This window comes from Alishewanella maricola (genome assembly GCF_016343785.1).
Lineage (GTDB): Bacteria > Pseudomonadota > Gammaproteobacteria > Enterobacterales > Alteromonadaceae > Alishewanella > Alishewanella maricola.
On record NZ_JAEINI020000001.1, the window covers coordinates 53,760 to 70,796 of the forward strand.

The following is a 17,037-nucleotide window of genomic DNA, read 5'->3' on the forward strand; positions in this document are numbered from 1 at the left end:
CTGCCGCAATTAATCAAAATATAGTCAGAAATAGCAAATTTTGCTACGAAATAATTTGCCACAAACGATTGTTAACCGTTACAAGTTATTCCAACTAGGGCTATTGTGTCTAAAATAGGCCTGTTCGAAAGGCCGTTTAAGTTGATGTTACCTAGCAGCAAAAACGCTATAACCCCTGTATTTATAAGGATTAGACGGCATTTGCAACCGACTTTAATAGACATTTTGATGTGATGCAGGTATAAATATTCGCAGTTTTCCTGACAATTTGTTTTTCTGCCTACCTCTGTTGCTCGAGCAAGTCATCTGCCAAACGTATTACACGTGATAAATGGCTGATTAACATCAGCAGTATTTCAATGGTCTAATGAATGCAGCAGTGAGGAGTGTCAGGTCTGTGAACGTTAACGAGGAAGCAAAAACCTTATGACTTTGTTATGGATCCTACTGTTACCGCTGTGTGGTATTAGCTTACCCATGCTGACAGCAAAATGGTCGCGTAGTGCCTGTGCGTTGTTAACGGCGTTACCTCCGGCTTTGGCTTTTATTTTGTTGTTAAGCCAAACCTCGGCGGTCTTCGCCGGTGAAACACTGCGTTTTTCATTGGCTTGGGTGCCGGTACTGGGCCTGGATGTTGCTTTGCGACTCGATGGCTTAGCCTATTTATTTAGCTTGCTGATCTTAGGTATTGGCTTGCTGATTATCCTCTATGCGCGCTTTTATCTCTCTGCAGCTGATTCGATGCCGCGTTTCTACACTTTTTTGATGTTCTTTATGACCGCGATGCTGGGCATTGTGTTATCCAACAATGTGCTACAGCTTTGGTTGTTTTGGGAGCTCACCAGTATCAGCTCCTTTTTGCTGATTAGCTTTTGGTGGCATAAATCGGAAGCGCGGCGCGGCGCCAGGATGGCGCTAACCATCACAGGTGCCGGTGGTCTTTGTTTATTAGCGGCGCTGTTATTAATTGGCCGTATTGTTGGCAGCTATGATCTCGATGTGATTTTAGCCAGTGCTGACATTTTGCTAGCACACAGCTGGTATCCTATTTTATTAGTGTTGTTTCTATTGGGCTGTTTTACCAAATCAGCGCAATTCCCATTTCATTTCTGGTTACCCAATGCCATGGCAGCTCCTACGCCAGTGAGTGCCTACTTACACTCTGCCACTATGGTAAAAGCCGGTATTTTCTTAATGGCGCGGTTTTATCCGGCGTTGGCCGGTTCTGACTTGTGGATTATCCTGGTCAGTTTAACTGGTTTAGCCACCTTGTTAGTTGGCGCGTATTTGGCGTTATTTAAACATGATTTAAAAGGCTTATTAGCTTATTCCACCATCAGCCATTTAGGCTTAATCACCCTACTATTGGGGATGGGAACAGAATTAGCGGCGGTGGTCGCGATTTTTCATATCATTAACCATGCTACCTTCAAAGCCTCTTTGTTTATGGCGGCGGGCATTATTGACCATGAAACCGGCTCGCGTGATATGCGAAAACTTAATGGTTTGTGGGCCTACATGCCGATTACCGGTACTTTAGTGATGATAGCGGCTGCGTCGATGGCCGGTATTCCGTTACTGAATGGTTTCTTATCTAAGGAAATGTTCTTAGCCGAAACACTGGATCAGCATTTACTCGGGGCACTGTCTTGGCTTATTCCATTGTTAGCAACGATTGCTGCGGTATTCTCTGTTGCCTACTCGTTAAGACTAATTCACGATGTATTTTTCAATGGTGAGCCACGGGGCTTAACAAAAACACCGCATGAACCGCCGCATCTTATGCGTTTGCCGGTCGAAATTTTAGTAGTGCTGTGTATTGTTATTGGCCTGTTTCCGGTTTGGGCAGTGGGGGCCTTATTGCAATCTGCAGCGGGCGCAGTGTTAGGCGGAGAAGTGCCTGCCTATAGCCTAGCGCTGTGGCACGGTGTCAATTTGCCATTGTTTATGAGTGTGGTAGCGATTAGCGGTGGTTTACTGATCTACAGTTATCGGAAACGCTTATTTGATTTTCAAAATAGCTTGCCAGGTTTAGATGCATTGAACAGTTTTGAATTGGCCATTAAAACCGTTAATCGTTATTGCCGGTATTTTTATGAATGGCTCGATAATGGCTCTTTACAGCGTTACATGGTGTTTTTATTGTCAGCAGTAGTCATACTGGCTGGCCTGCCATTGTTGGATGTGTCGGTACTTTCCGGTGGTCGTGAAGAGTTACCGATTGATGCGGTAAACGCCACGGGTGCCGCATTACTGCTGATCAGTGCTTTGGCCACAGTGATTTGGCATCGTAAACGCGTGGTGGCGCTGTTGATGATTTCGGTCGTGGGGCTGATGGTATCGATTGCTTTTACCCGTTTCTCCGCACCCGATCTCGCGCTAACACAGCTGTCGGTTGAAGTTGTTACAGTAATTTTGTTGATGTTAGCCTTATTTTTCTTGCCGCATAAAACACCGAGTCAGTCTGAACCCTCTCGAGTGATCCGTGATATCAGCTTGGCGAGTCTAGTGGGTATTGTGATTGGCAGTTGGGCTTATGCGGTGATGACGCGGCCCTTTACCTCTATTTCTGATTTCTTCTTAGCGAATGCCAAAACCGGTGGTGGCGGTACCAACGTGGTTAACGTGATCTTAGTGGATTTCCGTGGTTTTGATACCTTCGGTGAAATTGCCGTATTGGGTATTGCTGCCTTGGGTATCTTCAAATTGTTAACACGTATTCCATTATTTAAACCCAGTAGTGATGGTGATGGACGGCCTTGGAGTCGCGAGCGCCATCCGTTGTTATTAGCGACAGTGTCACAAAGTTTGCTGCCATTGGCATTAATGGTGTCGGTGTATATTTTCTTCCGTGGTCATAACTTACCCGGTGGGGGCTTTATTGCAGGCTTAATTACCTCCGTGGCATTGATCCTACAATACATTGCTCACGGTGTGGATTGGGTAAAATCACGGATGGATATTGAATATCAACGTGTTATAGCAATCGGCTTATTGATCGCCCTTGTTACGGGTGTGGCAAGCTTTGCTTTTGGTCGACCGTTCTTAACATCATGGTTTGATTATTTCCATCTGCCTATCCTAGGTGAGTTAGAACTGGCCAGTGCAATTGCATTTGATTTAGGGGTATACCTAACCGTGGTCGGCGCGACACTGCTGATTTTATCGAGTTTAGGTAAAATGACGACCTTGCACCGTCCGGTGCATAAGGAGACGATCTAGTGGAAACCTTGTTAGCTTGTTGTATTGGTTTTCTGACTGCCTGTGGCGTCTTTCTCATGTTACGCGGCCGAACCTTTCCGGTAGCCATGGGGTTAACCATGTTGTCTTATGCCGTGAACTTATTTTTATTTTCATCCGGTCGGCTTAACTTACAAGGTGCTGCGGTATTGGGGATGTCTGAAAATTATGCTGATCCGCTCCCTCAAGCCTTGGTGCTTACCGCTATTGTCATTGGTTTCGCTATGACGGCGTTCTTAGTTATTTTAGCCATTCGCGCGCGCTCAGATCTGGGTAATGACCATGTCGATGGTAAATTGCCTGATAGTGACGGTCGTCGTAAGGAGAACGGCGCATGAGCCATTTGATTATTGCTCCCATTTTATTACCCATCTTAACCGCCATTATCATTATGCTACCCCCGGTGCACTATGTGCCTAATCGGCGGCGTTTAGTGAGTATTGTTGCTACGGCATTACAATTGATTATTGCTTGCTGCTTGTTGTGGGAAACGCAACAAAACGGTTTAACCTTTTATGCTGTAGGCGATTGGCAGCCGCCCTTTGGTATTATTCTTGTTGCCGATACCCTTAGTGTGGTGATGGTTTGTTTAACCACCTTTTTAGCTCTGGCGGCGATTTGTTATGGTGCGGCAGGAGAGGATGTGCGCGGTTCGTTTTTTCATCCGCTGTTTCACTTCCAAATTATGGGAATTAATGGCGCTTTTTTAACCGGCGACTTGTTTAACTTGTTCGTGTTTTTCGAAGTGTTGCTGATTGCCTCTTATGGCTTGTTAATCCACGCGGGTGGTAAAAACAAAACTAAAGCGGCTGTGCATTATGTGGTATTGAACCTGGCCGGTTCGGCGGTGTTCTTGTTTTCGCTGGCTATTTTATACGGTGCTTTAGGTACCCTTAATATTGCCGACATGGCCTTAAAAGTCTCAACCTTACCACCTGAAGATGTGTTGTTAGTCAAAGCCGGTGGCTTATTGCTGTTGATCGTTTTCTCGCTTAAAGCTGCCGTTTTGCCATTACAATTTTGGTTACCTGACACCTACGCTGCAGCGTCTCCTCCAGTAGCCGCATTATTTGCGGTGATGACAAAGATCGGCGTCTATGCTTTGCTTCGCGTGTACACCACGATTTTTGGTGAGTCTGCTGGGCCTTTAGCGGGTTTAGGTATGAATTGGTTATGGCCCTTTGGCTTAGCAACCATTGTGCTGGGAGCCATAGGGGTGATGGGAAGCTTGGATTTTCGCAAGGTGGTGGCCAATTTGGTTATCGTATCAGTGGGTACTTTAGTGTGTTTAGTGGCAATGCAAAACACCGCTGCCAACGCTGCCGTGCTTTATTATACCGTACATTCCACCTTAGTGACCGGTGCCTTATTTTTATTGGCCGACATGATTGCTAATCAACGTGGTAAAGCCGGTGATCGCTTAGTGTCTGGGCGCCGTGTAGCTCAACCGGTATTGCTGGGTAGCCTGTTCTTTGCTGCTGCGGTAACGGTAGCGGGCTTACCGCCGTTATCGGGCTTTATCGGAAAGCTGATGATCCTGCAATCGGCTGTTACGCCATTACAGCAAGTCCTGTTATGGTCAGTGGTGCTGCTGAGTAGCCTGATGGTGTTAATTGGCTTATCACGAGCTGGCAGTATTTTGTTTTGGCGCGTTACCGGTTCAGAGTCGGGTGGGGATAAAGCCTTACCGCTGCAGGTTTTTGCCGTGTCATTGTTGCTGTTAGCTAGCCCCATGTTGGTGGTGTTTGCCGGGCCTTTCACCGAGTTAAGTGTGGCGGCAGCGGTGCAGCTTGAAGACGTGTCACAAACGATTTCCACGATTTTACTTGAATCTAGCGTGTCTGGAGGTGCTCAATGAGATTACAACCTCGTTACAGCTGGTTGCCAACACCGTATCGCAGCGTGTTGTTGTTTTTAGTATGGTTACTTCTCAATCAAAGTGTCGCGCCAGTGCATCTGTTTTTTGGTTTCGTGTTGGCGTTATTAATCCCTTGGATCAGTGCCAAGTTCCGAGATCCTCAGCCGTTGATTGAACGCCCCATTTTGGCGCTACGTTATATTCTTATGGTTTTGATGGATATTGTTACTGCAAATGCGCAGGTCGCGATATTAATTTTAGGGCCGACAAAACGGTTAAAACCCGCTTTTGTGCGTGTGCCGCTGGATTTACAGCATGAACTGCCCATCACCATTTTGGCCAGTACCGTGTCAATGACCCCAGGCACGGTAAGCGCGGACATTTACCCGACTAAAGAAATGCTGGCAGAAGGTGAAGAAGTAAAACAGCGTTGGTTGTTAATTCATGTACTGAATTTGGAAGATGAAGCAGAGCTGATTGCTTCAATCAAATCGCGCTATGAAGCCCCGCTAAAGGAGATCTTTCAATGTTAGAGAATGTTATCTTTTTAGTCTTTGGTATGATCAGTTTGGCTTTGATACTTAACCTATGGCGTTTAGTACGTGGCCCAAGCTTGCCAGATCGCATCCTAGCGCTCGATACCATGTATATCAATAGCATTGCCCTGATCATCTTATATGGCCTGCTGATGGGCACCTCATTGTATTTTGAAGCCGCGTTATTAATTGCCATGTTAGGTTTTGTCAGCACGGTGGCCGTGTGTAAGTTTTTATTACGTGGCGATATCATCGAATAGGAGAGACTATGCAAAATTGGATGGAATGGGTAATTGCCTTCTTTTTATTACTCGGAGGCAGCTTTGTGTTAATTGGTTCGATTGGTTTAACGCGGATGCCCGATTTTTTTATGCGCTTACATGGGCCAACAAAGGCGACCACCTTGGGTATGGGCGGTATTTTGTTAGGTTCGATGCTATTTTTTAGTGCGGCACCCGGTGAGATCAGCGTGCATGAATTGTTGATTACTATCTTCTTATTGATCACCGCGCCAATCAGTGCACATATGCTCATTAAAGCTGCCCTGCATCATCAGACTGAGGCGATTGCGCGGACTACAGGTGAGCAAGAACTCAAGCGAGGGCAATTACAAAACAGCAGCCGCTCGCATATTAAGTCGAATTTACCCTAAAAAACCTAACAATAGCGTAAAGCACAAGCTTTACGCTATTCCCCAAAACCGGTATTAATTAATAAAGTAATCGCGTCTAATGCTTCAGCAGCGTCAGGGCCTTCGGTGGTCACTGTAAGGGTTTTACCTTTACTACTGGCCATCATCAGCAGGGCCAGTACGCTGCCGGCATCTGCTGTTTTACCATCTTCTTGCACTAATTCTACTTTGGCATCAAATTGCTGGCTTAACTGCACTAGCTTGGTGGCGGCACGTGCGTGTAGGCCTAGGGCATTAATAATCGTGACTGTTGCAGCTAACTTATCGGCCATGATGTCTGACTAATTCCCGATGGCGAATTTGTACATCTTCGCGTTGGCTGCGGTAGGTTTCGGCTAGGCTTTGTGCGATATACACTGAACGATGCTGGCCACCGGTGCAACCAATCGCTATCGTTAAGTAGCTGCGATTGTTACGTTCGAGATGAGGTAACCAGCTGGCGATAAAGGTATTGATCTGCCACGTATATTTTGCAACCACGTCTTGTGAGGCGAGGTAATCTTTAACTGGTTGATCTAAACCTGTGAGCGGTTTCAGATCCGGCTCCCAATGTGGGTTGGGTAAAAACCGCGCATCGAACACAAAATCGGCATCCTTTGGAATACCATATTTAAAACCAAAGGACTCAAAGAGTATCACTAAACGGCCGGTCTTTTGGCCTAAGATCCGCTCACGTAATTGCTCGGCCAGTTGATGCACATTCAGCTCAGTGGTATCGATATATAAATCGGCGCGGCTAGAGATAGGATCTAATAACTGTTGTTCACGTGAAATGGCTTCATCGAGCGACATCGCTTGATGGGATAACGGATGTAAGCGACGCGTTTCGCTAAAGCGTTTAATTAGCGTGGTGTGATCCGCATCCAAATATAAAATCGTCAGTTCCAGCTTGCGCGGCAGATATGACAAAATGTCTGATAACTCATCGGGATCACTGGGTAGGTTACGTACATCAATACTCACGGCAACGCGTTCGTATTGGCCCATTACTGCAGTAGCTAGGGTCGGTAATAGATTAACCGGGAGATTATCGACGCAGTAATAGCCGAGATCTTCCATGACTCTCAGAGCAACCGATTTGCCAGAGCCTGAGCGACCACTGACGACGAGTAGTTTCATGACTCACCTGTTTTTTGGCTATAGTCGAGTAGTAGCTGATACAGTTGTTCATCTGACTCGACATGGCGGATTTTTTTGGTTAAGTCTTTCTGACTCAACAATTTGGCAATACCGGATAACGTACTTAGGTGCGTTTGGCATTGCTCAGTGGGTATTAAAATAGCGCAAAAAATATCGACGGCTTGGTTATCTATCGCATCAAACGCGATAGGGTCTTTACTGACCACAAACACCAAAATCGGTTGAGTTACGCAGTCAAGTTTGCCGTGAGGAATGGCGATACCGCCACCGATGCCGGTTGAACCGAGTTTTTCACGGGTCATTAAGGCTTCAAGAATGGTGTATTCAGATAGTTCGGGAAGCTGCTGGTGAGCCAGTTCGGCGATATATTCGAGGATACGTTTTTTACTGTTAAATAGAACTGCACTTTTCGTGCAGTTCTCCGCTAACATTGCGTTTAAATTCATAATAATGTCTTAGTGTCGTGACAGTTTTTCTTTGTGTTTAATGACCTGCCGATCGAGTTTGTCTATTAACTGGTCAATCGCAGCATACATGTTTTCGTTCTCAGACACCGCAAACACTTCGCCACCGGTGAGATGGATTTTAGCTTCGGCAATCTGTTGTAATTTTTCCACGTTTAAGATGACATGTACATTATTAATGTTCTCGAAATGACGCTCTAGCTTAGCAAATTTATTCTCGACATAATCTTTTAAGGCTTCGGTAATTTCGACGTGACGGCCTGTTAAATTGATTTGCATAGACTCTTCCTTTTAGTTAAGACACTTACAGCAGGGTCTTTCGTTGATTTGACGGCGGAATAAACAACGATTCGCGGTATTTAGCGATAGTTCGCCTAGCCACGTTTATCCCTTGTTCTAACAAAATCTCCGCCATTTTACTGTCACTTAGCGGTTTTGCCGGATTTTCTGCCGCCACCAATTTTTTAATAAAAGCACGAATGGCAGTGGAAGAACATTCACCACCACTCTCTGTACTAACATGACTGGAGAAAAAGAACTTAAGTTCAAAAATTCCACGTGGTGTATGCATATATTTATGAGTGGTGACGCGTGAGATAGTCGACTCATGCATACCGACCATTTCTGCAACATCATTCAATACCATCGGTTTCATGGCTTCTTCACCATGCTCAAAAAAGGCTTGTTGTTGCTGCACAATGCAATTGGCTACTTTGAGTAAAGTATCGTTTCGGCTTTCTAAGCTCTTTAAAAACCATTTAGCTTCTTGCAAGTGCGAACGAATAAATTGCGTATCAGCGGTATTTTTAGCGGTTTTGCTCATCGCCGCATATTGCTGATTGATTCGTATTTTGGGCATAGCGTCAGCGTTTAATTCGACTTGCCAGCGACCTTTTACTTTTGTCACCGTGACATCAGGAATAACATATTGCTGCTCTTGTTTAATCACATCAGCACCAGGCCGTGGATTTAAACTGTGGATCAACTGCATGACTTCCTTTAACTCTTCTTCTTTGAGTTTAGTCACGCGCATCAAAGAACGAAAGTCTCTATTCGCTAAAAATTCGGTATAGTTGCTAATAATGAGTTTTGCATCATTTAAATAGGGGGTAGTTGGCTCAAACTGCCGTAACTGCACCAGTAAACACTCTTGCACCGAGCGCGCGCCAACCCCGACCGGATCAAATAATTGAATGCGTTTAATCACGGCTTCAACTTCGTCGGCCTCGACCTCGTTAGATTGCAGTGAGTCGAGTATCTCTTCGCAGCTGATACTTAAAAAACCATTGTCATCGATGGCTTCAATAATGATCTCAGCAATAGCCCGGTCGATTTCAGAAAAGGGCGTGAGTTGCATTTGCCAACGTAAATAATCTTGCAGGGTATCGCTGGTTTCACCCTGATACACCATATCGTCATCAGGCATGTTGCCACTGCTAACAGGGGCGGCACTGACTAAATCATCCCAGTTATTATCTAGCGGTAAATCTTCTTGGATGTTTTGTTGATTCAGATCATCGCTGGTATCGCGATCGGCTGCGTCTTTTTGCTCTGAGTTTTTGTTGCGTGGATCGTCAAGGGTATCGCGATTGATATTGCCAAGACTGTGATCAACCTCATCTGGCTGACGTTCGAAATCATCATCGCCTTCGAGTAACGGGTTCGCGTCTAACGCTTCCTGTATTTCTTGCTGTAGCTCAATGGTGGACAACTGTAATAGGCGTATCGCCTGTTGCAGTTGTGGCGTCATGGTAAGCTGTTGTCCTAGGCGGAGTTGCAAAGAGGGCTTCATGTACCTGTAATTCTCTCCTGAATGCGCAGTTGCGTTCTATCTTCTTTACTATAGCCTGAATTGCTCACCTAGGTATACATCACGCACCTGCTGATTTGCTAGAACATCTTGCGGAGAACCGGCTGCAATCAGTTCGCCATGACTGACAATATAAGCGATTTCACAAACATCTAACGTTTCACGCACATTATGGTCAGTAATGAGAACACCAATGCCACGTTGGGCGAGGTGTTGAATGATTTTTTTGATATCAAGTACTGAAATCGGGTCAACGCCAGCGAACGGTTCGTCTAATAAAATAAAAGCGGGATCAGCGGCTAATGCTCGCGCGATCTCAACCCGACGACGCTCGCCACCAGATAACGCCATCCCTAAACTGTTGCGGATATGGCCGATATGAAATTCTTCTAATAAATCATCGGCAATTTCAGCGCGGCGTTGCGTGCTTAAATCTTTGCGGGTTTGCAAAATGGCCAATAAGTTTTCATGCACAGTCAATTTACGAAAAATCGAGCTTTCTTGCGGTAAATAACCAATGCCGGCGCGGGCACGTTGGTGGATCGGAGCAAAAGTAATATCTTGCTCGTTGAGGGTAATGGTGCCTTTATCCGAGGGAACTAAGCCAACAATCATGTAAAAGGTTGTCGTTTTACCTGCACCGTTAGGGCCCAATAAACCGACGATTTGCCCTGCATTGACCTCTAAGCTGACATCTTTCACTACCTGCCGGCTTTTATAGCTTTTGGCGAGGTGCGAGACCACTAACTTCATGGATTGTCCTTGTTTTCTGGGGTGAAAATCGTGGTAACGCGACGATTTTGCTCACCTTCAGCACTTAATTGTTGTAATTCAATGTTGTAACGGATCACGGCACCGCGTACTAAGCTACCGCTTTGCATCACTTCGGCATTACCCGATAACGTTAAAATTCGGCTGGCACGGTCAAATCGGATCTCATTCGCTTGAGCGGTTACAGGACGATCACCTTGCAGTGTTTGTGAATAGGTCGCCGGTGAGCCTGTTGTAATAAACACCTCTTTACCTTTACCAGCACTGGCGTCGACTTCAAGTTTGTCTGCTTTGATCAACATGGACCCCTGACGTACGACAACGTTATCGGCATAACTGGCAATGCTGTCAATTAATGAGGCTAAGGTTTTATCTGCATCGACCGAGATGGGCTGTTTATGATCCGGTTCGGCGGCCAAACTAACGGCAGAAAAAAAGGCCAAAACAATCATTAAGCTATTAATTTTCATTGAAATATACCGTCTCTAAATGCTTTTGCAATTGCATGGTTTCTTTTGTTAAATCGACATGCATACCTTGCCCTTTAATGAAAAAACCGGCGCCGGTGATCTGAACGATTTCATGCGTATGAATACTTTTTTCAGGCAACATCAGTTGTAATGAGGCCGTTTCAACGCGTTCTACTAAACCTAGGGTTTGTTTGTTTTGCAAAACCACTTGGTTTTCCAAAATAATCTTATCTTCAGGAAACCAGACACCTTGTAAGCTACTGATTTCCCAAGCAGGCTGATGTGCTTTATTAAACAGGGTATAGCGCGGTTGATCAAACTGCGTAAAGCCGAGCTGTTCAAAATGCTCTAATTTCAGCGCCTGCACGTGATCGGCAATATAGCCCTCATTGTCGTAGATGCGCAAGGTAACATTTTCAGCAATGTAATCCGGTTGAAATTCTCGATCCACTTGCAGATCCACTTGCTCAACGCTGGGATTCAACCACAGGTAGCCCGCGACTATCACGAGTAACATGACGATGAGCACAAAAAACTTTCTCATGAGCTGCTGCCATCAAATTGTAAAAATCGCTGTTGCGCAATCAGTAACAGATCGCATAATTCGCGCACTGCACCAAAGCCGCCAGGTAATGACGTGGCTAAATGGGCGTGCTTTTGCAAATAAGGATGTGCATCTTTTACCGCGACGGCTAAGCCACAATGTTGCATGACTTGCCAATCGGCCAAATCATCACCGATGTAAGCGACTTGGCTGGCATCTAATTGCAGTTCAGCGAGCAGCGCTTGAAATGCAGCTGTTTTATTTTCTTGCCCTTGATAAATATAGGGCACCGTTAGCGATTTCATACGCTGCTCCACAATGGCCGATTGTCGCCCTGTGATCACGGCTACTTCTATGCCCGCTTGGCGCAGTGCTTTAATGCCATAGCCATCCCGGGTATGAAAGGCTTTTAGCTCTTCACCTTGATTACCTAAGTAAATGCGCCCATCCGAAAATACGCCATCGACATCACAGATAAGTAATTTAATATCAGCCGCGCGGCTGGCGTTAGTATCACTGATAGCTTGGTACAACTGGCGATATAAGTCCATGTTACATTACTCCTGCTCGCAGTAAGTCGTGCATATTCATGGCGCCGATTGGCTCGCGCTGCTCGTTAACAATGATCAGGCCATTAATTTTTCGTTGCTGCATAATATTCAACGCTTCTGCGGCAAGCATTTCTGCTTTAACCGTAATGCAATTGACCGTCATCACCTTGGCAATTGAGGTACTGTGAATATCAATACGTTGATCAAGAATACGTCGTAAATCACCGTCTGTAAAAAGCCCAGCCAAACGGCCTTGTGCATCGACTACGGTGGTCATGCCGAGCCCTTTGCGTGAAATCTCTAATAAGGCATCTTTAATGCTGGCCTCTTGCGGTACGATAGGCACTAAATTTTCTTTATGCATTAAATCTTCTAAGCGCAACAATAACTTGCGACCAAGGCTGCCACCGGGATGTGATAACGCAAAATCATCGGCTGAAAAGCCTCTAATATCTAACACCGCGACAGCCAAGGCATCACCCATCGCCAGTGTCGCCGTGGTGCTGGCGGTGGGCGCTAGGCCAAGTGGGCAAGCTTCTTGAGGTACAGCTACACATAAGTGAATATCGGCCAAGCGCGCTAACGTAGAATCCGCTTTCCCGGTCATGGCGATCAGTGGAATACCCATGCGTTTGATAATTGGCACTATGGTCAGTAATTCGGCTGTTTCACCAGAATTGGAGATGGCGATAACGATATCGTCTTTTGACAACATGCCCAAATCACCATGGCTCGCTTCGCCTGGATGCACAAAAAAAGCCGGAGAGCCAGTAGAGGCGAGGGTTGCCGCTATTTTGTTGGCAATGTGGCCAGATTTACCAATACCGCTGACGATAACTTTACCTTTATTATCGAGTACCAGCTGACAAGCGCGCTCAAAATCATCATTAAGATATTGTTCGAGTTGTCGAACGGCTTCGGCTTCGATGCGTAATACCGCTAAAGCCTGTTCACGGAAAGTCTTTGTGGTCATAACCAAGTTTACGCCAAATGAGTAAATAACAAATATTGGTAGCCAATAAAGCCGCTTAAAAGCAAGCCACCTTCTAATCGATTGATACGTTGTTGCTTGCCGATACGTATTGACATTAATAACAGTGCAAATGCCGCCGCGATCATCACGTAGCTATCCCGCGTACCGGCATTAATATCGAGTGTTGAAGGCCCAATCACTGCGCCTAAGCCTAACACGGCTAAAATGTTAAAAATGTTTGAGCCGATAATATTGCCCAGCGCCAGATCATCTTCGCCTTTTATTACGCCTATGACGCTTGCGGCGAGTTCGGGCAAACTGGTGCCGATAGCAATAATTGTTAAGCCGATGATTAAATCACTCATTCCAGCATAACGGGCAATGGTGACTGCACCCTGAACCAATAACTGAGAGCTGGCTAATAACAACACTAAGCCGGCGATAACCCAAAACACTGCTTTTAGGGTAGAGGTTGGGGGTGGAATTTCTGATTCAATTTCGCTGATAAGCGGATCGGTTGGGCTGGCATGCTTACCCCAGTACACCAACAAACTGATAAAGCTGAAAAAAGCGATAAGCAAGATAATACCTTCAGCCCGCGTTAAGTTATGGTCTGATAAAAAATAGTATCCAACAAAGGTGAAAAACAGCATTAACGGAAATTCGCGCTTCAAGGTTAATGAGGCAACCGTAATCGGTTTGAATAGGGCAATAACACCAATGACCATTAAGATGTTTGTGATATTGGAACCTAAAGCGTTACCAACCGAGGTGTCGAGTCGTCCTTGTGCTGCGGCTGTTGCCGAGACCAACATTTCTGGCGCGGATGAACCCATTGCAACAATCGTTAATCCGATAATCATGGGCGAAACACCGCTATTGCGGGCAACAGATGATGCGCCGAATACGAAACGGTCAGCACTCCAAATCAGCAATACGAGTCCGACGATAACGAAGATAATGGCTAATAACAAAGGTGATATCATGGTGTCCGTTGTCTGCTTAACAGTTAAAAAGGGTATTTTCCCGTTTCTTGCTGCTAAATGCAAAAAAACCTCGGTAAAAACACCTACGCCAAGCATTATTCGAAAATACCTGCTGTTCGTTTCGAATTATTGCCACGACTTACTCTCTCATAGCGTTTACAATAAGCACACTTTGCCACTTTGCTCATATTGTAAACTGTTATGAATGTATATAACATGCGCGCCCTTAGCAAGATTGCCCGTTTAACGAGAGCTGACTGGTTGCAAAGAGAACTGGAGAAATAACGTTGTCTGATGTGTTGGTCGATATCCAAAACCTGAGCTTTTCACGCGGAGAACGAGTGATCTACCGCGATATGTCTATGCAGTTTGTCAGGGGAAAAGTTACCGCCATTATGGGGCCTAGCGGCATTGGTAAAACAACGCTGTTAAAACTCATTGGTGGTCAATTGATCCCAGACAGCGGCAATATTCTGTTTGATGGCGTAAATATCCCTAAATTGTCACGTTCAGCTTTATATCAAGCCCGTAAAAAGATGAGCATGCTGTTTCAAAGCGGTGCCCTATTTACCGAACTATCGGTCTTTGACAACGTGGCCTTTCCACTTCGTGAACACACCCGTTTATCAGAGTCGTTAATTCGATTAATTGTATTAATGAAGCTGGAGGCCGTAGGTTTACGCGGTGCACGTGATTTGATGCCAGCGGAATTATCCGGTGGTATGGCAAGACGTGCTGCATTAGCTCGGGCAATCGCTTTAGATCCTGAGTTAATCATGTACGATGAGCCTTTTGCGGGGCAAGACCCTATTTCAATGGGTGTTATTGTGCGGCTGATCCGCGAACTGAATAACGCCTTGGGTTTAACGTCTATCGTGGTGTCGCATGATGTAAAAGAAGTCATGAGTATCGCCGATTACGTTTATGTTGTGGCAGATAAAACCGTGATTGGCCAAGGTACGCCAGAGCAATTACGTGCCGATCCATCGCCATTAGTGCAGCAATTTTTGAATGGCGATGCAGACGGGGCAGTGCCCTTTCATTATAAAGCTGCAGCTTATGAAGATGAATTAATGGAGCTCGGCAAGTGATCGCAAATAGATTACAAAAAATAGGCCATCAAACGCTCAGCACCATCAGTGGTTTTGGTCGTGCAGGTATCATGTTATTTGGTGCCATAGTGGGTAAGCCCGATTTCCGTAAAGGCTTCCCGTTGTTTATCAAACAATTGTATGTCATTGGCGTGTTGTCGTTGATGATTATCCTCGTGTCCGGCTTGTTTATCGGCATGGTGCTGTCACTGCAAGGTTATAACGTTTTAGTAAAGTTTGGCGCAGAGGGCATGTTAGGCCCGTTAGTCTCGCTAAGTTTGCTGCGCGAGTTAGGCCCGGTAGTCACCGCGCTGTTATTCGCGGGTCGGGCCGGTAGCGCGCTTACCGCAGAAATTGGCTTAATGAAAGCGACAGAGCAATTATCCGGTATGGAAATGATGGCAGTTGATCCGCTGCGTCGTATTATAGCTCCACGCTTTTGGGCGGGGGTGGTTGCCATGCCATTACTGGCATTGATATTTAATGCTGTAGGCATATTAGGTGGCCATTTGGTTGGTGTAGAATGGTTAGGTGTCGATGCAGGTAGCTATTGGTCTGCTATGCAAGCTAACGTTGACCTGTATCAGGATGTGTTAAATGGTGTAATAAAAAGTGCAGTGTTTGCACTCGTGGTGATCTGGATTGCATTACACAAAGGTTTTGATGCCATCCCGACCTCGGAAGGTATTAGCCGTGCCACCACTCAAACGGTAGTCACGGCATCATTGGCTGTTTTAGGCTTTGATTTTATATTAACTGCATTAATGTTTGGTGGATAAAAAATGACCACGCGTAAAATTGAAATTTTAGTTGGCGGCTTTATTGTCTTGGCTTGTGCGGCCTTTTTAATGTTGGCCTTAAAAGTAGCTGATACCGGTTTTGGTGGTGCTTCGCAAACTTACACCTTGTATGCCAAGTTTGACAATATTGGCGGTTTAAAAGTGCGTTCACCCATTAAGGTGGGTGGCGTGATTGTTGGCCGTGTTGGCTCAATTGAATTAGATCGCGTCAGCTACACGCCAGTGGTTAAGTTAGAAATTAACGCTGAGTACAGTAACTTTCCTGAAACGAGTTCAGTGGCGATTTTAACCTCAGGCTTATTAGGTGAACAATATGTTGGCTTGTTACCAGGGTTTGTCGATGACACCGTATTGATGTTAGGTAACGGTGATACCATTGAAGACACGCGTTCAGCTATCGTGCTCGAAGAGTTAATTGGGCAGTTTTTATTCAATCGGGGGAATTAATGAGAGCTTTATTGCAAAAGGTGAGTGTGTCTTTGCTATTAACTGCAGGTTTAGTCTTACCTGCGCTAGCTACCGAAACTTATACCGATCCTTACAAAATGATCGAAGTGGTTGCAGACAAAACCTTTAATCGGGTGAAAACAGATCAGCCGATCATTAACCAAGATTTAGAACATTTGCGGGTGATAGTGCAAGAAGAATTATTACCTTATATTGATAGCCGTTATGCTGCGGCGATCGTCGTTGGCCGTACCGTTGATATTCGTAAAGATCCAAAAGCCTTTGATGATTTTGTGAAAGCCTTTGAACAATATATGATTGGTTCTTACGCTGGAGCTTTAACCTATTACAAAGAACAAAAAGTGATGATTGAGCCATCTAAAGTGATTGGTAATCAAAGTATTATCACTATTCGTACTCGGGTGATGGATCCTGGCAAACCTGACATCGTTATTGATTTTAAATTACGCCGTCCACGCAATGCGGAAACGTGGTTGGTGATCGATTTAATCGCCGAAGGTATTTCTTTACTCGATAGCAAACGCGCTGAATTAAATAACTTGATCAGACAGCAAGGTTTGGCCAGTGTGACTGAGTTGCTGAAAGAAAAATCTAAAGAGCCGGTTAAGTTAGCCAACGATGATAGTGCAAGCACTTCGGAGTAA

Annotated in this window: 21 protein-coding genes; 10 read left to right on the forward strand and 11 right to left on the reverse strand. The window is 45.4% G+C overall.

The genetic code is table 11. The features are described from left to right. Positions 1 to 426 precede the first annotated feature (426 nt). From JAO78_RS00260 to JAO78_RS00285, 6 genes are read left to right on the forward strand one after another with little or no spacing between them, the layout of a single operon-like run. Complete coding sequence (locus JAO78_RS00260; RefSeq protein ID WP_226749349.1) at positions 427 to 3,222, forward strand: monovalent cation/H+ antiporter subunit A; 2,796 nt, start codon at positions 427 to 429, stop codon at positions 3,220 to 3,222. Next, entirely contained in the window at positions 3,222 to 3,578 is a 357-nt protein-coding gene (locus JAO78_RS00265) for a Na+/H+ antiporter subunit C (protein ID WP_226749350.1), read from the forward strand. The genes JAO78_RS00260 and JAO78_RS00265 overlap by 1 nt, the downstream gene beginning before the upstream one ends. Further along, positions 3,575 to 5,098 (forward strand): monovalent cation/H+ antiporter subunit D, encoded by a 1,524-nt coding sequence (locus JAO78_RS00270; RefSeq protein WP_226749351.1) that lies wholly within the window; start codon positions 3,575 to 3,577, stop codon positions 5,096 to 5,098. Before JAO78_RS00265 ends, JAO78_RS00270 begins: the two co-directional genes overlap by 4 nt. Next, entirely contained in the window at positions 5,095 to 5,631 is a 537-nt protein-coding gene (locus JAO78_RS00275) for a Na+/H+ antiporter subunit E (RefSeq protein WP_226749352.1), read from the forward strand. The genes JAO78_RS00270 and JAO78_RS00275 overlap by 4 nt, the downstream gene beginning before the upstream one ends. Continuing rightward, on the forward strand, positions 5,625 to 5,894 hold the full coding sequence (locus JAO78_RS00280) for a K+/H+ antiporter subunit F (RefSeq protein ID WP_226749353.1): 270 nt from the start codon (positions 5,625 to 5,627) through the stop codon (positions 5,892 to 5,894). Before JAO78_RS00275 ends, JAO78_RS00280 begins: the two co-directional genes overlap by 7 nt. Before the next feature lie 8 nt (positions 5,895 to 5,902). After that, positions 5,903 to 6,286, forward strand: coding sequence for a Na+/H+ antiporter subunit G (locus JAO78_RS00285; RefSeq protein WP_226749354.1), 384 nt, complete (start codon positions 5,903 to 5,905; stop codon positions 6,284 to 6,286). Positions 6,287 to 6,321: 35 nt separating this feature from the next. Here JAO78_RS00285 and JAO78_RS00290 read toward each other — a convergent pair whose 3' ends face one another. From JAO78_RS00290 to JAO78_RS00340, 11 genes are read right to left on the reverse strand one after another with little or no spacing between them, the layout of a single operon-like run. Beyond that, a complete protein-coding gene (locus JAO78_RS00290) occupies positions 6,322 to 6,597 on the reverse strand; it encodes an HPr family phosphocarrier protein (protein ID WP_226749355.1) in 276 nt (91 codons plus the stop codon). Then, positions 6,587 to 7,444 carry an RNase adapter RapZ gene (gene rapZ / locus JAO78_RS00295; protein WP_226749356.1) on the reverse strand — a complete coding sequence of 286 codons (858 nt, stop codon included), beginning with the start codon at positions 7,442 to 7,444 and terminating at the stop codon, positions 6,587 to 6,589. Before rapZ ends, JAO78_RS00290 begins: the two co-directional genes overlap by 11 nt. After that, complete coding sequence (gene ptsN, locus JAO78_RS00300) at positions 7,441 to 7,914, reverse strand: PTS IIA-like nitrogen regulatory protein PtsN (protein ID WP_226749948.1); 474 nt, start codon at positions 7,912 to 7,914, stop codon at positions 7,441 to 7,443. Before ptsN ends, rapZ begins: the two co-directional genes overlap by 4 nt. Positions 7,915 to 7,920: 6 nt before the next feature. Then, positions 7,921 to 8,208 carry a ribosome hibernation promoting factor gene (gene hpf, locus JAO78_RS00305; RefSeq protein WP_226749357.1) on the reverse strand — a complete coding sequence of 96 codons (288 nt, stop codon included), beginning with the start codon at positions 8,206 to 8,208 and terminating at the stop codon, positions 7,921 to 7,923. 25 nt (positions 8,209 to 8,233) lie between these two features. Beyond that, entirely contained in the window at positions 8,234 to 9,721 is a 1,488-nt protein-coding gene (locus JAO78_RS00310) for an RNA polymerase factor sigma-54 (RefSeq protein WP_226749358.1), read from the reverse strand. A gap of 48 nt (positions 9,722 to 9,769) precedes the next feature. Beyond that, positions 9,770 to 10,492, reverse strand: coding sequence for an LPS export ABC transporter ATP-binding protein (lptB, locus tag JAO78_RS00315; protein ID WP_226749359.1), 723 nt, complete (start codon positions 10,490 to 10,492; stop codon positions 9,770 to 9,772). Beyond that, positions 10,489 to 10,980 carry a lipopolysaccharide transport periplasmic protein LptA gene (gene lptA, locus JAO78_RS00320; RefSeq protein ID WP_226749360.1) on the reverse strand — a complete coding sequence of 164 codons (492 nt, stop codon included), beginning with the start codon at positions 10,978 to 10,980 and terminating at the stop codon, positions 10,489 to 10,491. The genes lptB and lptA overlap by 4 nt, the downstream gene beginning before the upstream one ends. Beyond that, a complete protein-coding gene (gene lptC, locus JAO78_RS00325) occupies positions 10,970 to 11,524 on the reverse strand; it encodes an LPS export ABC transporter periplasmic protein LptC (RefSeq protein WP_226749361.1) in 555 nt (184 codons plus the stop codon). The genes lptA and lptC overlap by 11 nt, the downstream gene beginning before the upstream one ends. After that, a complete protein-coding gene (gene kdsC / locus JAO78_RS00330) occupies positions 11,521 to 12,075 on the reverse strand; it encodes a 3-deoxy-manno-octulosonate-8-phosphatase KdsC (RefSeq protein ID WP_226749362.1) in 555 nt (184 codons plus the stop codon). The genes lptC and kdsC overlap by 4 nt, the downstream gene beginning before the upstream one ends. A 1-nt stretch (position 12,076) precedes the next feature. Further along, a complete protein-coding gene (locus JAO78_RS00335) occupies positions 12,077 to 13,048 on the reverse strand; it encodes a KpsF/GutQ family sugar-phosphate isomerase (protein ID WP_226749363.1) in 972 nt (323 codons plus the stop codon). Positions 13,049 to 13,056: 8 nt separating this feature from the next. Then, the gene (locus tag JAO78_RS00340; RefSeq protein ID WP_500786066.1) at positions 13,057 to 14,022 is read right to left on the reverse strand and encodes a calcium/sodium antiporter; all 966 of its coding nucleotides are present in this window, start codon (positions 14,020 to 14,022) and stop codon (positions 13,057 to 13,059) included. Between the two features lie 299 nt (positions 14,023 to 14,321). On the opposite strand from JAO78_RS00340, the gene mlaF reads away from it, so the two are divergent. The 4 genes from mlaF to JAO78_RS00360 are packed head-to-tail and all read left to right on the forward strand — an operon-like array spanning position 14,322 to position 17,037. Continuing rightward, entirely contained in the window at positions 14,322 to 15,125 is an 804-nt protein-coding gene (mlaF, locus tag JAO78_RS00345; protein WP_226749365.1) for a phospholipid ABC transporter ATP-binding protein MlaF, read from the forward strand. Further along, a complete protein-coding gene (gene mlaE / locus JAO78_RS00350; protein WP_226749366.1) occupies positions 15,122 to 15,904 on the forward strand; it encodes a lipid asymmetry maintenance ABC transporter permease subunit MlaE in 783 nt (260 codons plus the stop codon). The genes mlaF and mlaE overlap by 4 nt, the downstream gene beginning before the upstream one ends. Positions 15,905 to 15,907: 3 nt before the next feature. Beyond that, positions 15,908 to 16,372: an outer membrane lipid asymmetry maintenance protein MlaD gene (mlaD, locus tag JAO78_RS00355; RefSeq protein WP_226749367.1), complete on the forward strand. Its 465-nt coding sequence runs from the start codon at positions 15,908 to 15,910 to the stop codon at positions 16,370 to 16,372. Further along, the gene (locus tag JAO78_RS00360; protein ID WP_226749368.1) at positions 16,372 to 17,037 is read left to right on the forward strand and encodes an ABC transporter substrate-binding protein; all 666 of its coding nucleotides are present in this window, start codon (positions 16,372 to 16,374) and stop codon (positions 17,035 to 17,037) included. The genes mlaD and JAO78_RS00360 overlap by 1 nt, the downstream gene beginning before the upstream one ends.

What these genes read in the sequence shown, in the direction of transcription:
- JAO78_RS00260 (WP_226749349.1), top strand. Translation starts at nt 427, where the DNA reads ATGACTTTGTTATGGATCCTACTGTTACCGCTGTGTGGTATTAGCTTA.
- JAO78_RS00270 (WP_226749351.1), top strand. Translation starts at nt 3,575, where the DNA reads ATGAGCCATTTGATTATTGCTCCCATTTTATTACCCATCTTAACCGCC.
- JAO78_RS00275 (WP_226749352.1), top strand. Translation starts at nt 5,095, where the DNA reads ATGAGATTACAACCTCGTTACAGCTGGTTGCCAACACCGTATCGCAGC.
- JAO78_RS00280 (WP_226749353.1), top strand. Translation starts at nt 5,625, where the DNA reads ATGTTAGAGAATGTTATCTTTTTAGTCTTTGGTATGATCAGTTTGGCT.
- JAO78_RS00285 (WP_226749354.1), top strand. Translation starts at nt 5,903, where the DNA reads ATGCAAAATTGGATGGAATGGGTAATTGCCTTCTTTTTATTACTCGGA.
- JAO78_RS00290 (WP_226749355.1), bottom strand. Translation starts at nt 6,597, where the DNA reads ATGGCCGATAAGTTAGCTGCAACAGTCACGATTATTAATGCCCTAGGC.
- rapZ (WP_226749356.1), bottom strand. Translation starts at nt 7,444, where the DNA reads ATGAAACTACTCGTCGTCAGTGGTCGCTCAGGCTCTGGCAAATCGGTT.
- hpf (WP_226749357.1), bottom strand. Translation starts at nt 8,208, where the DNA reads ATGCAAATCAATTTAACAGGCCGTCACGTCGAAATTACCGAAGCCTTA.
- JAO78_RS00310 (WP_226749358.1), bottom strand. Translation starts at nt 9,721, where the DNA reads ATGAAGCCCTCTTTGCAACTCCGCCTAGGACAACAGCTTACCATGACG.
- lptB (WP_226749359.1), bottom strand. Translation starts at nt 10,492, where the DNA reads ATGAAGTTAGTGGTCTCGCACCTCGCCAAAAGCTATAAAAGCCGGCAG.
- lptA (WP_226749360.1), bottom strand. Translation starts at nt 10,980, where the DNA reads ATGAAAATTAATAGCTTAATGATTGTTTTGGCCTTTTTTTCTGCCGTT.
- lptC (WP_226749361.1), bottom strand. Translation starts at nt 11,524, where the DNA reads ATGAGAAAGTTTTTTGTGCTCATCGTCATGTTACTCGTGATAGTCGCG.
- kdsC (WP_226749362.1), bottom strand. Translation starts at nt 12,075, where the DNA reads ATGGACTTATATCGCCAGTTGTACCAAGCTATCAGTGATACTAACGCC.
- JAO78_RS00335 (WP_226749363.1), bottom strand. Translation starts at nt 13,048, where the DNA reads ATGACCACAAAGACTTTCCGTGAACAGGCTTTAGCGGTATTACGCATC.
- mlaD (WP_226749367.1), top strand. Translation starts at nt 15,908, where the DNA reads ATGACCACGCGTAAAATTGAAATTTTAGTTGGCGGCTTTATTGTCTTG.
- JAO78_RS00360 (WP_226749368.1), top strand. Translation starts at nt 16,372, where the DNA reads ATGAGAGCTTTATTGCAAAAGGTGAGTGTGTCTTTGCTATTAACTGCA.